Origin of the sequence: Polynucleobacter sp. AM-25C3 (assembly GCF_018882335.1) — a bacterium.
Lineage (GTDB): Bacteria > Pseudomonadota > Gammaproteobacteria > Burkholderiales > Burkholderiaceae > Polynucleobacter.
In genome coordinates, this window is record NZ_JACVOS010000001.1 from 13,330 (window position 1) to 29,217 (window position 15,888).

Consider the following 15,888-nt stretch of genomic DNA (forward strand, 5'->3'; position numbering starts at 1 on the left):
TATCTCACTTCACAATCTGGGCCAATTTGCCACTCTTATACAGCTCAGCCATTTTCTCTAATGGAATTGGCTTAATTTTTGATGCTTGACCCGAGCTGCCAAAGGCATTGAAGCGCGCAATACACACTTTCTTAGCAGCTTCACGTGCAGGCTTGAGGTAATCACGGGGGTCAAACTTGCTTGGGTTTTCGAACAAATAACGACGAATAGCGCCAGTCATTGCAAGGCGAATATCGGTATCGATATTGATCTTACGTACACCGTTCTTAATGCCCTCTTGAATTTCTTCTACAGGAACGCCGTAAGTTTCTTTCATGTCGCCACCGAACTCACGAATCTCCGCGAGCAACTCTTGTGGAACACTAGAAGAGCCATGCATGACTAAATGCGTATTTGGGATACGAGTGTGGATTTCTTTAATGCGCTCAATTGCCAAGATATCGCCCGTAGGCTTCTTAGTAAACTTATATGCGCCATGGCTAGTACCAATCGCAATCGCCAATGCGTCGCACTGAGTTGCTTTAACGAAATCCGCCGCTTGCTCAACATCAGTCAGTAACTGTTCGCGCGTCATCTTGCCATCGGCGCCATGACCATCCTCTTTGTCACCTTGCATTGTCTCTAAAGAACCAAGAACGCCTAACTCAGCTTCAACAGTCACCCCAATAGAGTGAGAGAACTTCACGACCTCTCTAGACACATCAACGTTATATTCATAGCTAGCGACAGATTTGCCATCTGCCTCCAGGGAACCGTCCATCATCACACTAGTAAAGCCGCTCTTAATTGCGGCCATACAGACTGCTGGGCTTTGGCCATGATCTTGGTGCATCACGACAGGGATATGTGGATATGCTTCAACTGCTGCAGAAATCAGATGACGCAAGAACGATTCACCTGCGTATTTACGAGCACCAGCAGAGGCTTGCATGATGACAGGAGAATCCGCTTCATTCGCAGCCTCCATAATCGCCGTTACTTGCTCCAAATTATTTACATTAAAGGCGGGCAAGCCATAGCCGTTTTCAGCGGCATGATCCAAGAGTTGTCGTAAAGATACTAAAGCCATGATGATCTCTTAATTAAAATGTTAGTAATGAATGTTTAAATCAATGTTTAAAAAGTGAATTACTTCACCTGAATAATTTTGAGTGAATTCGTGCCACCAGGCTCACCCATCGGCTCACCGGAAGTCAGAACAACAACGTCATCCTTCTTCACCGCACCCAACTTCTTCAAGCAATCCTCCACTTCCTGCAAAGCGGTATCACGGTGCTTGGTGTAATCCAAACCAATGGGGAATACATTGCGATAAGTGCTCAAAGCACGCTGAGTTGCAATCTTTGAAGTTAAGGCAAAAATAGGCAAATGAATATTGTGACGACTCATCCATACCGCGGTAGATCCAGAATCCGTCAAAGCGGCAATGGCATTGGCATTGAGGTGATGCGCTGTAAATAGCGCACCCAAGGCAATGGTTTGATCAATGCGTGAAAAAGTTTGATCCAAGAAATCGGTATCCAGTTTTACGCGGTGCGACTTTTCAGTTTCAACACAAATCTCAGCCATTGCTTTGATGGTTTGCACTGGGTACATACCGGCAGCAGACTCAGCAGAAAGCATCACTGCATCAGTTCCATCCAATACGGCATTCGCCACATCGCTCACTTCAGCACGCGTTGGCACCGGAGCATTAATCATGGACTCCATCATTTGCGTTGCAGTGATCGTAAATTTATCTGCTTTAAGTGCAAGCTTGATCATGCGCTTTTGCAGGGCTGGCACGGCAGCATTACCAACCTCAATAGCCAAGTCACCACGCGCAACCATAATGCCGTCACTCTCCGCAATGATGCTGTTGAGTGCATCAGACTCAATCGCTTCAGCACGCTCAACTTTAGCAATCGTACGAACTTTACCAACGCCATACTTTGCGCTAGCAGCATCTGCCAACTTACGGGCATAGGCCATATCTGCGCCATCTTTTGGAAAGCTGATTGCCAGAAAATCAACGCCCATCGCAATTGCTGCATCCAAATCGGAAATATCTTTTTCTGTCAGAGCAGGTGCTGTTAAGCCGCCGCCAGCACGATTAATACCTTTGTTATTAGAGAGTGGGCCGCCTTGTTCTACGAGGGTAAAAATTTCACCACCCTTCACACTTTCCACACGCAGCACGACCAGGCCATCGTTCAATAAAAGACGATCACCTGGCTTTACATCTTGCGGCAGCTCTTTGTAATCCAAGCCTACGCGCTCTTGATTGCCGAGCTCACACGCTACATCCAAAATAAATTGCGCGCCTTCTTTTAAAAGGATTTTGCTATCGACAAATTTACCAACACGAATTTTTGGACCCTGCAGATCGGCCATGATGCCAACTTCTTTGCCCACTTCCGCAGAAATACTGCGCACTAAATCGTGACGGGCTTTATGGTCAGCAACAGTGCCATGAGAAAAGTTCATCCTCACTACATCCACGCCTGCACGAATCATGTCCCGCAAAACTTCGGGCTTTTCTGATGCAGGCCCTAATGTGGCAATGATCTTTGTTGCTCTCAACATATTTACTCTTTCGCTCTTTCGGCAAGTACTGCAAAGGCTGGCAAGGTTTTGCCTTCCAAGAACTCCAGGAAAGCGCCGCCGCCAGTAGAGATGTAATCCACTTGATTCTCAATGCCGTACTTCGCAATGGCTGCCAGAGTATCGCCACCACCAGCAATTGAAAACGCTGGTGAATGGGCAATTGCTGCCGCCAACATCTTAGTGCCGCCGCCAAACTGATCAATCTCAAATACGCCTAATGGGCCATTCCACACAATCGTGCCGGCATGCGCCAGCATGATAGATAAACGCGCAGCGGTTTTAGGGCCAATATCCAAAATCATGTCATCTTCAGCCACTTGATCTGCAGGAACTCGGTTGGCACGAGCCAATGGAGAAAGTTCGTTTGCAACAACCACGTCTTCAGGAATAGGAACATGCGCACCGCGCTTTTCCATGATCTCCATAATTTCACGAGCTTCATCAACGAGGTCTGGCTCAGCCAATGATTTTCCAATCGGCAAGCCTTTTGCCAACATAAATGTATTTGCAATGCCACCACCCACTATCAACTCATCCACTTTGTCAGCCAAGGCTTTGAGTATGGTGAGTTTCGAAGACACCTTAGATCCCGCCACAATTGCCACCAAAGGACGCTTAGGGCTGGCTAGAGCACGACTCAATGCATCTAACTCGGCAGCCATTAAAGGGCCTGCGCAAGCAATAGGCGCAAATTTCGCTACACCATGTGTCGTCGCCTCAGCACGGTGGGCGGTTCCGAAAGCATCATTGACATACACATCACACAGAGCGGCAATCTTCTTGGCCAGCTCATCGTTATTCTTTTTCTCACCTACATTGAGGCGGCAGTTCTCTAACAACACCAATTCGCCTGGATTAACTTCAAAACCCCCATTCACCCAATTACTGATTAATGGGACTTTACGATTTAAGAGAGTAGCAATTCGGTCGGCCACTGGAGCCAAGCTATCTTCGGGCTTGAACTCCCCTTCAGTTGGGCGCCCTAAGTGAGATGTGACCATCACGGCTGCACCAGCGTCCAAACACATTTGAACTGCCGGCATGGAGGCTCTAATTCGAGTGTCTTCTGTGATATTGCCGACATCGTCTTGGGGCACATTAAGGTCAGCGCGGATTAAAACCCGCTTTCCCTTTAAAAGACCTGTTGCAGCTAGTTCGCTAAGGCGTTTAACTTTAAATAGAGATTCCGGCATGAGAATGGGTAAATTTAGTGGTTTATGGGGAATGCTCCATTCTAAATCGTCTGAGCTTCCCACCCCAAAGGAATTGGGCTGTCTGCTCTACAATAAAGGCTTGGACGCTTTCCAGGGTCCGGGGGCCAAAACCCCCTACCTGGCGCCCCGTTTTACCGAATTGAATCACCCAATTTATTACATATTTAAAAGGTAGAGAAAATGTCGATGTCCGACCGCGATGGCTTTATTTGGTCCGATGGGAAGCTCGTTCCCTGGCGTGAGGCCAATGTTCATGTGCTCACCCACAGTCTCCACTATGGAATGGGCGTATTTGAAGGCATTCGTGCCTACAAAACACCCCAAGGCACCGCCATTTTCCGCCTTTCTGAGCACGTTAAGCGCCTATTTAATGGAACTAAGATTTTCCAGATGAATATGCCCTGGACTCCTGAGCAGATTACCAACGGCATCATCGACGTGGTCAATAGCAATAAATTGGAGTCTTGCTACATTCGCCCAATTATCTTTATCGGCTCCCAAAAGCTCGGGATCTCGCCAAAAGGTAACAGCATTCATACCGCGATCGCCGCCTGGGAATGGGGTGCATATTTGGGTGAAGATGGCCTGAATAAGGGTATCCGCGTTAAAACCTCCTCATTTACCCGCCACTTTGTGAATTCCTCACTAGTACGCGCTAAAGCCTCTGGCTATTACATTAACTCCATTCTGGCCAACCAAGAAGTGACAGCCAATGGCTACGATGAAGCCCTGCTATTAGATACAGAGGGTTATGTATCCGAAGGATCTGGAGAAAATATTTTCATTGTTAACAATGGAATCATTTACACCCCAGATCTTGCATCTTGCTTAGACGGCATTACCCGTAACTCCATTATGCAAATTGCCAAAGACCTTGGTTTCGAGTTGCGCGAAAAGCGCATCACACGCGATGAAGTATATTCAGCAGATGAAGCCTTCTTTACCGGCACTGCTGCTGAAGTAACACCAATTCGTGAGTTGGATGACCGTACCATTGGTGATGGCAAGCGCGGTCCAATTACCGAGAAAATTCAGAAGACGTATTTTGATGCCGTCTACGGCAGAAGTGATAAATACAAATCTTGGCTGACATACGTTAAGTAATAGGAAATCAGAGAATGAGTGAAGCTCAAGTTGTGATGATTGATGGCAATACCGATTTGCCTTTACATTGCCCAACCAATAAAACCCCTAGCTGGAATTCACATCCACGCGTATTTCTAGATGTTGCTAAAACGGGTCAAGCAAAGTGTCCTTACTGCGGCACTGAGTACAAGCTCATTCCTGGTACCGAGCCCCACGGGCACTAAGCCTATCAGCACCCCATACCGGGGTGCTGTATCGGGATACCTCATATGAACCGTATTCTGATCATCGCCCCCAATTGGATTGGTGATGCAGTAATGTCCCAGCCTCTACTGGCCAATATCAAGACGCTCTACCCACAATCTCAGATTGATGTACTGGCAAGTCCTTGGGTTGCACCCATTTACCGAGCATGCACTGAAGTTGGTCAAGTCATTGAAGCCGGCCTCGTGCACAAAAAATTGCAATGGGGTTTACGCAAGCAATTAGCAAGGCAGCTAGAAGCAAATCAATATGAAGCCTGCTTTGTATTACCCAATAGCTTTAAGTCTGCCCTCATTCCTTGGCTTGCTAATATTCCTTTCCGTATTGGCTATCGTGGAGAGATGCGCTTTGGGCTCATCAATATTGCTTTAGATAACCCAAGCAAAGTGAATCGTCCCCCAATGGCGAATCATTACCTTGCACTCAGCAATGCGCTAGATCACTCACATGAGATGGATACCAGTCATCGAGCCGATCCTAAACTGAATGTTTCACCGATAGCCAAACAATCGGTCAGCATAAAACTGCAAGCAGACTCCATCAATGAAAAATCTCTTTACGTGCTCTGCCCAGGTGCTGAGTATGGAACAACAAAGCGCTGGCCTACTGAGCACTTTGCCGATCTCGCGAAAAAATTAATTGGCAATGAAGCCGATGTCCGTGTGATTCTTCTTGGTAGCAAGGGAGATCATGCCTTGGGCGAGGAAATTACTTCCTTAGCAGCGAACACCTCTCAGATACATAACTGGTGCGGCGATACTTCACTCGATGAAGCGATTGCACTCATCGGCGTAAGTAAAGCGCTGGTTAGCAATGACTCTGGCCTAATGCATATCGGTGCTGCATTGAAGGTTCCGCAGGTAGCAATTTTTGGCTCAAGCGATCCGCACCATACGCCACCACTATCTGATAAAGCCAAAGTGATTTGGCTTAACTTGCCCTGTAGCCCCTGCCATAAAAGAGAATGCCCCCTAGGGCATCTCAAATGTTTAAACGATATCTTGCCTGAAACTGTATTGAACACCATCCAAGCACTCCATTAATTTTGTAGCTTCTCAGATCATCAGAAAGTAAGCCATGCCCAAACTTGCCAGACTCTTTCACAATGCCGATGATGTAGTGGAGGCTTGGCGTGATGCATTAAAGCATCGGGACGTTAAAGGTGCTCTGGCAATCTGGCTAGACGATGACTCAATTACCTGCGTTCTACCAGAGGGTCAACGCCTAAGTGGTCATGCAGAAATTCGCGCAGGTCTAGATCGCCTCCTCGCAAAACAGGCTCTCTTTCTAGAGCCGATTGCCTGTATTAGTCACTCCGTTTTAGGGGCTGCGGTCTACGACACCACTGAGGCCGTTCACCTTAAACCCGATCAAATTGAGGCAGCGTTCTTTCTCAATATCACCTTGGTCCTACTGCAGGATAGTCAAGGCTGGCGCATTGCCCATCTCCATGCCAGTCACTCTACCGAAGATACTTTTGATGCACCCTCCACTCCACACGGATTGCATTAATTAGTTAACGCTAAAAGGATTGCTGTCTGATGGATGAGCAAGTACTGCGGTCTCTGATTAAGTGGCCCAACGTTCCACACTGCTTCGGCTGGCTAGCACTAGATCGTCGTGGCCAATGGCGTATGCGCGATGAGTATGCTCAAGCAAATCAATTACCTGGTAATGTCATTCAACATGCTGCCCTGAATGAATTTATTGGTAGAAATTATGCGCATGACTCCTTAGGTAGATACTTTTTTCAGAATGGCCCTCAAAGAGTGTTCGTCACACTAGATGCCACGCCATGGATTGCAAGGATGATGCCTAGTGAAGGGGGTTATCGGCTGCTAACCCAATGCGGCACAGAAATGAAACCACATAGCGCTCTGAGTGATGAAAAAGGCAATATCTACATCACTGGCTTAATCTCGCAATCACTCTCCGATCAAATCGATGGCACGGCATTTACTAAAACAGAATCTCTATCGGTCGCGCTTTTGCATGATCATGATTTAGATCTATTTTCAGAGCAGTCCAAAGTCCAAGAAGATGCCTGTAGCTTTAAGGGGTCTTGGCAATGGGGCGGTAAAGATATGCCGATTGAACCCATCCACTCAGCAGAATTAAGTCACCGCTTTCACTTTATCAAAGCACCAAGCAATTAATTAGCTGGGCATATTCTTGCCCTGCTCCTTTAGCTCTTCTTGGTATTGCTTTTGCATTTCACGAAGCCGCGCATCAATGCTGGAAGCCTGATAGAAATCTGCCCCTCCAGAAGATCTAGCAATCTTGAGTTGCTCAATTGCAGAAGGCCACGCACCCTCAAGCGCATATTTTTCCCCAAGGGCGTAATGACGCATGGGCACATTCTTTGCCTGGTCATACGCATTAGAAAGCATGGTCCACCAAACTACTTCATTGGGCTGCAACCTAGTTCGTGCCCTTAGCCAGGTAATGGCGTCATTGGTACGACCAAGCTTGAGATAGGCATTCATCATCGCTGCACCGGCAGCATAGGACTGGGGATAGGCTTTTAAAGTAGCTTGGGCAATTTGCAATGCCTCTTCACTCTTACCCCTGGCTAATGCCAACTCTGAAGCGGTAATGTCCAAAGAAAGACTTTGCCGCTGAACAGGTGATCCTGGTGCGCTAGCGCTATTCGCTAGATTGCGCGCTTGTTGCAAGTAGCTAACAGCCTGATCAAACTTACCTTGTTTTTGGGCAACCAATGCAAGCCCATAAAACCCTTCCATTTGCTTCCCGGGGATCGACTGTTTACTCAAACCCTCAAAGGTATTTTTTAAGTCATACATCTGACTAGAGCTTCCAGATTGCTCCATACGAGCACGTGCTTTTATGAAATAAAACTCCACCGCTGTCGGTACATTTCTATTGGCGATATTGCGAGCACGGTCTTGCATGTCCGCAATACGATCAGTAGTTAATGGGTGAGTACGTACATAGGATGGAACACCGCTATCCATGATGCCTGTTGCTTTTTGTAGGCGCTGGAAAAAACCTGGTGCGCCATTCACATCATAACCACTCGCCGCCAGAATCTGAAAGCCAATGCGATCCGCCTCGCGCTCAGCATCTCTGGAGTAAGAGAGTTGGTTATTCACAGCCAAAGCCTGACCTCCCTGCATGAGGCCAGAAGCAGCGCCAGGATTACGTGAGGCAGCTAAGGCACCCAACAGTATGCCGGCGAGGGCAATCATCGTATTCGTGGTTTGCTTATCCATCTGACGTGCCAAGTGCCGCTGTAAAACGTGTCCGGTCTCGTGCCCCATAACTGAAGCCACTTCAGAATCTGATTCAGCACTAACCAATAACCCCGTATGAAAGCCGATAAAGCCACCCGGTAAAGCAAACGCATTAATACTGCTATCTTTAACAGCAAATACCTCAAAGTTGTAAGCACCACCTCCTTGCTCGTTAGCGCCACCTAATTGCAAACGTTTTGCTGCCTGTAATAAGCGTCGCTCCATCTGATTTAAGAAATCATAGATGGGCAAGTCATTGGAATAATCAGGATCAGGACGAATCTGGCGCATGATCATCTCGCCATATTTTTTCTCATCCATGCGGCTTAAGCTATCACCCCCAGGATCGCCCATATCTGGCAATACAAAACTCGGTTGTATCAGGGGTGTATTGCGTGAAGGCAAATTCGAAGAGCGAGCATCTGGCGACTGAACTGCTCTGCCCAAGTTTTGCAGGGCAGCAGAGTCGCCTTGCACTGAGACATCTCCCGTAACCGAGGTAGGCGCAGGTCCAGCCGCATAAACAAGGCCAGCGCTTGGCCAAGCCAAGGCCAAAATCAATTGGCCAGCCAAAATTCGCATAAATAACGATGATTTTTGTGATCTCTTTATGACTTGCATCCCTATATGGTAAAACTTATCCCATGAACAAACTAACTCATTTTGATGTCAGCGGCCAAGCCCATATGGTCAATGTTGGGGACAAGCCCAATACCCATCGAATTGCTATTGCAAGCGGCAAGATCACTATGCTGCCAGAAACCTTCAGCATGATTGAGGCAGGAACCCATAAAAAAGGAGATGTTTTAGGTATCGCCAGAATTGCAGGTATTCAGGCATCCAAGAAGACATCGGACTTGATCCCGCTTTGTCACCCACTAGCCCTGACACACGTCAGTCTGGCATTTACCCTAGACAAAGACACCAGCAGCATTAGCTGCCAGGTCAGAGCTGAAACCACGGGACCTACCGGGGTGGAAATGGAAGCCCTCACCGCAGTTCAAGTTGCCCTCCTCACAATCTACGATATGGTCAAAGCAATCGACCGAGGCATGGTCATGGGCGACATCAAGCTGCTTGAGAAGAGTGGAGGCAAGTCTGGGGAATGGAAGTCGGTAAACCCGATTTAAGAAACCTACCTCCGCTTCAAAAACCCAATATACCTAAGACTAACTTCTTTGGGTTTTTCTAACATCAGTAAATGTCCGGCGTCGGGCATGATGTAATGTTGATTGCCTGGGTACTTCAATTGCAAGGCACCCACCCCGCCAACAGTAAAAATTTCATCTTGCTTACCCCAGATTATAAAGGTCGGAATACGGGCTGGAGAACTCTTTGTAATTTGGTTCATATATAAATTCACAATATTCCAAACCTGCTGGTAATGTTGATTGGATTGCTGATAATCCGTTAGCAATTGATCCCTGATCGTTTCTGGAACTTCTGGTGGCTTGTAAAACAACAGCTCCATCTCTAAATTGAATTGGTCTATGGTGATCGGAATGAATGGGTTTATACCTTGAGAGAGTGCATCTTTGACTTTGACCCCCCATGGACCTATGCCTAGCGGAGACCCAACAAATGCCAAGGAATAAACCTGGCCTGGGTACTTATTGACATACATGCTAGCAATAGCACCACCCATCGAACTCCCTGCAATATGTATTTTCCGAAGTTCCAGTAAATCGATAAATCGATGCAAGAGCCCTACTTGATTCTCTAAGCGGTAATCCTCTACTGGAAAATCAATACTTTTTCCATATCCCGGTAAATCTGGCGCAAACACCATAAAACCAGCAGAGGATAGCTTGCAGGTCACTTCAATCCATTGCTCCTTTTGCGCAAAAAGTCCGTGCAATAAGACGACCGGCGTACCTCCACCGGCTTTCATATACTCAATTGACCCGGCCCCAACTTGCTTGCTCTCTACCTCAATTGCACATGGTGCACCAAGCAGTGGCTCCGCTTTCGCAGTAGCGAGCAACATAAAAATAATGGCAAAGCATTGGATTAATTTTGCAAATAACGTATTCATGTGCTTAGCTTAACAAATGCGACCTGAGGGTGACTTCATTTCTATTAGATCCGCTGTTAATAACTTTATTTACTACTGCGGCACTCAGAAGGTAAAAGCTGAGGCAGTAAATTGGCTTCTGTCGAGCGACATGACCAACCACCAGCCCAAGCAGAGCCGCTTGGTTTGGATAGATCGATGGGCTTCGGAACGCTGGCATCCGGATCATTCGTGGGCACGAGGTGCAGAGTATTTTTGCCTTCTGGCGCCACATTATTCTGAAAATCGATTGTAATCACTCCCGAAGGTGCTACTTCAATAAGCTTCACACTGCGTGTTGGCACAAAGGTAAATGAACCATGAGTTGCCTCATCCATTGCTACAGTGCCCCTGCTTGCAAAAGCTTCTGTCACTGCCAGCTTAGCGCTAGAGGAAAGATTCATACCCTCTACGATCCTGCTGCGGGCAATGTAATCTTGGTACTGAGGGACTGCAACGGCAACCAAGATGCCAATGATGGCAACCACCACCATCACTTCGATTAAGGTAAAACCAGATTCTTGCTGCTGATCTTGTGTAGACATATTCATTGGCTCCTGAGCTTAAATATCCCATCATCCAGTCTATACCCAGTCAACTCAAGATATCCAAATGTAAGAAAAGCCGGCTTTAGAAGTCGGCTTTTCTGATTAATGCAAAAGAAAATTAGTGCGCTGCTTTAGCTGCGTTCCTTTTCTTCATATAGCTACCTAGAAGAATCACTATAGCAACACCGACAACCTCAAATGCCAACTTTGCATCACCAAGCGCGGCCTGGATAGCATCTTTTATTGCCGGATCATCAACCAACATGCCGCCAGCCAAGAAGCCCAATAGACCTGCGCCCAAAGTAATGATGAATGGGAAACGCTCCATCACCTTAAGCAACATGGCGCTACCAAAAACAATCAGTGGAATAGACATCCCCAGACCAATAATCAACAACAGTAGACGAGTTTCTTCTGGACCCTTTTGGGCTGCAGCAGCAACTGCCAACACATTGTCCAAGCTCATAACCAAGTCAGCAATCAAGATCGTACGGATAGCGCCCCAAATGCTGGTTTTGGCCTCCATATGTTCTTCACCTTCACTATCAGCTAACAACTGAACGCCAATGTAGACGAGCAAAATTCCGCCAATAATTTTTAGGTATGGGAGCGTTAGCAGAGCGACAGCGGTAATCGTTAGAACTACCCGCAAAATGATAGCCGCGGCACTTCCCCAAAAAATTGCTTTCTTTTGTTGAGCTGGTGGCAAATTGCGTGATGCCAATGCAATCACTACTGCGTTATCCCCAGACAAGAGAATATTCGCAACGATGATGGAGAGTAAGGCCGCCCAAAACGTCGCATCAGAAAATGCTGAAAAATCCATAATGTCTCCGTACTTTTATATTTTTTAATTTTGACTGCTGGGTACTACAAAAGCATGCTGACGAATCAGCATGCTTTTTTGATTACAACATAGCTTTAAGCAAAGCTGCCATTTCTGAAGGATTTCTTGTAACTTTGAAACCACACTCTTCCATAACGGCAAGCTTGGCATCTGCAGTATCGGCACCACCAGAAATCAATGCGCCAGCGTGGCCCATACGTTTTCCAGGAGGCGCTGTTACACCAGCGATAAAGCCAACTACTGGCTTCTTCATGTTTTCTTTGCACCAGCGAGCTGCTTCAGCTTCATCTGGACCGCCGATTTCACCGATCATGATGACTGCATCAGTATCTGGATCTTCATTAAACATTCTCATGATGTCAATGTGCTTCAAGCCATTGATTGGATCGCCACCAATACCTACTGCCGTGGACTGACCTAGACCAATCGCTGTCAATTGACCAACCGCTTCATAAGTCAAGGTACCGGAACGGCTAACAACACCGATGCGACCTTTCTTATGAATATGGCCAGGCATGATGCCGATTTTGATTTCATCTGGAGTAATAATTCCAGGGCAATTTGGGCCAAGCAACAAAGTCTTCTTGCCACCAGCAGCTTCTTTTGCAGTCATCTTGTTACGCACTTCCAGCATATCCTTGACTGGAATGCCTTCAGTAATACAAATAACAAAATCCAGGTCAGCTTCAACGGCCTCCCAAATTGCAGCAGCAGCGCCAGGAGGCGGAACATAAATTACAGAAGTAGTGGCACCAGTTTGCTGAGCAGCTTCTTTTACAGTTCCATAAATTGGAATATTGAAAATAGACTCGCCTGCTTTTTTCGGATTTACACCGGCTACAAAACAGTTCATCCCGTTTGCGTACTCCTGACACTTCTCAGTGTGGAATTGGCCGGTCTTACCAGTAATACCTTGGGTAATTACTTTAGTATTTTTATTTACCAAAATAGACATATTGAAGTTCCTTGATTATTTGTTTTTCGCAACAGCAGCAACTACCTTAGTAGCAGCTTCAGCCATTGAATCTGCGCTAATGATTGGCAAACCAGAGTCTGCAAGAATCTTCTTGCCCAACTCCTCATTGGTACCCTTCATGCGCACAACCAAAGGTACAGTCAAGTTCACCGCTTTACACGCAGTAACTACGCCATCGGCAATCACATCGCAACGCATAATGCCGCCGAAAATGTTCACCAAAATCGCTTCAACACTCTTGTTCTTGAGCATGATCTTGAATGCTTCAGTAACCTTCTCTGCAGTAGCGCCACCACCAACGTCCAAGAAGTTTGCTGGCTCGCCGCCAAACAACTTAATCGTATCCATCGTAGCCATTGCCAAGCCAGCACCATTCACCAAGCAACCAATGTTGCCGTCAAGTGAAATGTAAGCCAAGTCAAATTTAGAAGCTTCGATTTCTGCTGCATCTTCTTCATCGATATCACGGTAAGCCACGATTTCTGGATGACGATACAAAGCATTTGGATCAAAATTGAATTTAGCGTCAAGTGCTTTGATCTTGCCATTACCTTCAAGAATCAATGGATTGATTTCAACCAATGAAGCATCGGTTTCCCAATAGGTCTTGTACAAATTCTTAAATACATCACTTGCCATTGGAATGGAAGCATCTGGAACGCCAATGCCTTTTGCAATGATTTGGCAATCAGCATCTGTCAAACCAACCAATGGATCCACAAATACTTTAATAATTTTTTCTGGGTGAGATTCTGCAACCTCTTCGATATCCATGCCACCTTCGCTAGACGCCATGATCACATTCTTTTGTGTGCCACGGTCGGTAACGATACTAAAGTAGTACTCTTTTTTAATATCAGCGCCATCTTCAATCAAGAGACGATTTACCTTTTGACCTTCTGGTCCAGTTTGATGGGTTTTTAATTGCATACCCAAAATTTCAGAAGCGTACTTCTTCACTTCGTCCATGCTTCTAGCCAATTTCACGCCGCCGCCTTTACCGCGACCACCCGCATGAATTTGCGCTTTAACAACCCATACTGGGCCACCTAGTTTTTCGGCAGCTTTAATTGCCTCATCAACACTAAATGCAGGGATGCCATTTGGAACAGGCACATTAAATTGGCGTAGTAATTCTTTGCCTTGGTACTCGTGAATTTTCATTATTACTCCCGAAACGGTATCTTTTTTAGCAAGCGATGAGGATTAGTAAAACCGATCTCACCTTAATCGCCTATTTACCAAATGATGAACTTTAAAAAAATTCACCTCAATAAATGGGAATGGCTTGACCGACTCCATAAGTCTATCATGCTGCAATGCGGCAACATGGCATATTGGCTCCGTACTTGCCCTAGTCGAGGCGCCCTGCCACCACCTTGGACACCACGCTCGAGCTAAAACCCTTGGAGGCCAGAAAGCGATACTGGCGAGCTCGCTCTTTTTGCTCTGTTGCCAAGGCCCCAAACTTGCGCAACCACAGCTCATAAGCCCTCTGATATTCAGTTTCTTTGAGATTCTTGAGGAGATCTGCCGTCTTTGCGCTGTCTACCCCAGCCTGTGCAAGCTCGTCTTGTATTTTTCGGGCGCCGAACCGCTCGCTCCGGCGCCGAACCAAGGCCTCCGCAAAGCGCTGATCAGAAAGCCAGCCGCGAGCCTCAAAATCATCCAAAACTGCTTCTATCTGAGTCGCAAGGGGTATTTCTGGCGCCGGCATCTCAGAATCCCCTTCAGATGGTTCAAACTTCAACATCCTCGCTGCGGACTCTTGAAGTTTGGCAGCTAAGCCCTTGCGGCTGTACTCTCGCATCGACAAAAGGCGCAAAGCCCGAGCTTTGAGACTCGGGCTTTGTTTATTACCTTTTTTAACGGTGCCGCCAAATCCTGACATCGAAGGATTACGCTTCCTCTTCTTCGCTCAAAACATCGCTCACTACCGCTGTTCCAGCTTTTACGCCCAATTTCGCACGAATCTTAGATTCAATATCTTGGGCAATGGCTGGGTTCTCTTTTAAGAACTCACGCACATTGTCTTTTCCTTGACCAATGCGGTCACCGTTGTATGCATACCAAGAGCCTGATTTCTCGACGATATCGGCCTCAACACCCATATCGATAATTTCACCTTCTCGTGAAATACCATGGCCGTACATGATGTCGAAGATCGCTTCGCGGAATGGAGGGGAAACTTTGTTCTTCACTACCTTCACACGGGTCTCGTTACCAACCACTTCATCGCCCTTCTTGATGCTACCGATACGACGAATGTCTAAACGCATAGAAGCGTAGAACTTCAACGCGTTACCACCCGTAGTGGTTTCAGGCGAACCAAACATCACACCAATCTTCATGCGAATCTGGTTAATAAAGATCACGGTGGTATTGGTACGCTTGATTGCACCAGTGAGCTTACGCAAGGCCTGGCTCATTAAGCGGGCTTGCAGGCCCGGTAATGAATCGCCCATATCGCCTTCGATCTCCGCCCTCGGAACCAAGGCGGCTACAGAGTCAATGACGATTAAATCGATGGAGCCTGAACGCACTAAAGCATCAGCGATTTCCAAAGCCTGCTCGCCTGTATCTGGCTGTGAGATCAATAAATTATTAACATCTACACCAAGGCGTGAAGCGTATTGAACATCTAAAGCATGCTCAGCATCGATAAAGGCACAAGTTCCACCAATCTTTTGCATCTCGGCAATCGCATGCAAAGTGAGTGTGGTCTTACCTGAAGACTCGGGGCCATAAATCTCAATCACGCGCCCACGCGCCAAACCGCCGACTCCAAGTGCAATATCTAAACCTAAGGATCCACTTGAAACCACTTGAATATCTTGATGAATCTCTGCATCGCCCAATCTCATGATTGAGCCCTTTCCAAATTGTTTCTCAATTTGTGCCAAGGCTGCAGTCAATGCTTTTTGCTTATCTCCGCTCATGCCGTCAAATTCTGATGAGGCTGATTTTCTCTTATCGTCCAAGGCCATGTTTGCTCCCTTTTCACTATTTGTTAGGCTGTTTTTTGAGTTTCTTGAGTTTTTTGTCAACATACGACTTACT

General features: G+C 46.7%; 17 protein-coding genes. 6 read left to right on the forward strand and 11 right to left on the reverse strand.

The annotated features are described in order from the left end of the window. Positions 1–4 precede the first annotated feature (4 nt). Genes fba through ICN12_RS00080 form a run of 3 tightly spaced genes read right to left on the reverse strand, consistent with a single transcriptional unit; the run spans position 5 to position 3,779 of the window. A complete protein-coding gene (fba, locus tag ICN12_RS00070) occupies positions 5–1,069 on the reverse strand; it encodes a class II fructose-bisphosphate aldolase (protein ID WP_216269974.1) in 1,065 nt (354 codons plus the stop codon). A gap of 59 nt (positions 1,070–1,128) precedes the next feature. Next, positions 1,129–2,565, reverse strand: coding sequence for a pyruvate kinase (pyk, locus tag ICN12_RS00075; RefSeq protein ID WP_216269975.1), 1,437 nt, complete (start codon positions 2,563–2,565; stop codon positions 1,129–1,131). A gap of 2 nt (positions 2,566–2,567) precedes the next feature. Continuing rightward, a complete protein-coding gene (locus ICN12_RS00080) occupies positions 2,568–3,779 on the reverse strand; it encodes a phosphoglycerate kinase (RefSeq protein ID WP_216269976.1) in 1,212 nt (403 codons plus the stop codon). Positions 3,780–3,980: 201 nt separating this feature from the next. Between ICN12_RS00080 and ICN12_RS00085 the strand changes: the two genes are divergently transcribed. The 5 genes from ICN12_RS00085 to ICN12_RS00105 are packed head-to-tail and all read left to right on the forward strand — an operon-like array spanning position 3,981 to position 7,306. Continuing rightward, positions 3,981–4,904, forward strand: coding sequence for a branched-chain amino acid transaminase (locus ICN12_RS00085; protein WP_216269977.1), 924 nt, complete (start codon positions 3,981–3,983; stop codon positions 4,902–4,904). Positions 4,905–4,918: 14 nt separating this feature from the next. Next, a complete protein-coding gene (locus ICN12_RS00090) occupies positions 4,919–5,110 on the forward strand; it encodes a zinc-finger domain-containing protein (RefSeq protein WP_216269978.1) in 192 nt (63 codons plus the stop codon). 45 nt (positions 5,111–5,155) lie between these two features. Further along, complete coding sequence (gene waaF, locus ICN12_RS00095) at positions 5,156–6,193, forward strand: lipopolysaccharide heptosyltransferase II (protein ID WP_216269979.1); 1,038 nt, start codon at positions 5,156–5,158, stop codon at positions 6,191–6,193. A 34-nt stretch (positions 6,194–6,227) separates the two neighbouring features. Then, positions 6,228–6,662 carry a YybH family protein gene (locus ICN12_RS00100; RefSeq protein ID WP_216269980.1) on the forward strand — a complete coding sequence of 145 codons (435 nt, stop codon included), beginning with the start codon at positions 6,228–6,230 and terminating at the stop codon, positions 6,660–6,662. A 29-nt stretch (positions 6,663–6,691) separates the two neighbouring features. Next, positions 6,692–7,306 (forward strand): DUF2946 family protein, encoded by a 615-nt coding sequence (locus ICN12_RS00105; protein ID WP_216269981.1) that lies wholly within the window; start codon positions 6,692–6,694, stop codon positions 7,304–7,306. Here ICN12_RS00105 and ICN12_RS00110 read toward each other — a convergent pair whose 3' ends face one another. Further along, positions 7,307–8,986 carry a M48 family metalloprotease gene (locus ICN12_RS00110; RefSeq protein ID WP_255537621.1) on the reverse strand — a complete coding sequence of 560 codons (1,680 nt, stop codon included), beginning with the start codon at positions 8,984–8,986 and terminating at the stop codon, positions 7,307–7,309. 62 nt (positions 8,987–9,048) lie between these two features. Here ICN12_RS00110 and moaC point away from each other — a divergent pair, with 62 nt between their 5' ends. Then, on the forward strand, positions 9,049–9,534 hold the full coding sequence (gene moaC, locus ICN12_RS00115) for a cyclic pyranopterin monophosphate synthase MoaC (RefSeq protein ID WP_216269983.1): 486 nt from the start codon (positions 9,049–9,051) through the stop codon (positions 9,532–9,534). Positions 9,535–9,539: 5 nt separating this feature from the next. On the opposite strand, the gene ICN12_RS00120 is transcribed toward moaC, so the two are convergent. From ICN12_RS00120 to recA, 7 genes are all read right to left on the reverse strand, one after another. Then, positions 9,540–10,439 (reverse strand): alpha/beta fold hydrolase, encoded by a 900-nt coding sequence (locus ICN12_RS00120; RefSeq protein ID WP_216269984.1) that lies wholly within the window; start codon positions 10,437–10,439, stop codon positions 9,540–9,542. A gap of 65 nt (positions 10,440–10,504) precedes the next feature. Continuing rightward, complete coding sequence (locus tag ICN12_RS00125) at positions 10,505–11,002, reverse strand: pilin (RefSeq protein WP_304608756.1); 498 nt, start codon at positions 11,000–11,002, stop codon at positions 10,505–10,507. Positions 11,003–11,123: 121 nt separating this feature from the next. Then, on the reverse strand, positions 11,124–11,831 hold the full coding sequence (locus tag ICN12_RS00130) for a TerC family protein (protein WP_216269986.1): 708 nt from the start codon (positions 11,829–11,831) through the stop codon (positions 11,124–11,126). Positions 11,832–11,913: 82 nt separating this feature from the next. After that, positions 11,914–12,807 (reverse strand): succinate--CoA ligase subunit alpha, encoded by an 894-nt coding sequence (gene sucD / locus ICN12_RS00135; RefSeq protein WP_216269987.1) that lies wholly within the window; start codon positions 12,805–12,807, stop codon positions 11,914–11,916. 15 nt (positions 12,808–12,822) lie between these two features. After that, entirely contained in the window at positions 12,823–13,992 is a 1,170-nt protein-coding gene (gene sucC, locus ICN12_RS00140; protein WP_216269988.1) for an ADP-forming succinate--CoA ligase subunit beta, read from the reverse strand. A 190-nt stretch (positions 13,993–14,182) separates the two neighbouring features. Next, positions 14,183–14,719, reverse strand: a complete 537-nt coding sequence (locus tag ICN12_RS00145; protein ID WP_216269989.1) for a RecX family transcriptional regulator — start codon at positions 14,717–14,719, stop codon at positions 14,183–14,185. Positions 14,720–14,726: 7 nt separating this feature from the next. Next, the gene (recA, locus tag ICN12_RS00150; protein ID WP_216269990.1) at positions 14,727–15,815 is read right to left on the reverse strand and encodes a recombinase RecA; all 1,089 of its coding nucleotides are present in this window, start codon (positions 15,813–15,815) and stop codon (positions 14,727–14,729) included. Positions 15,816–15,888: the final 73 nt, after the last annotated feature.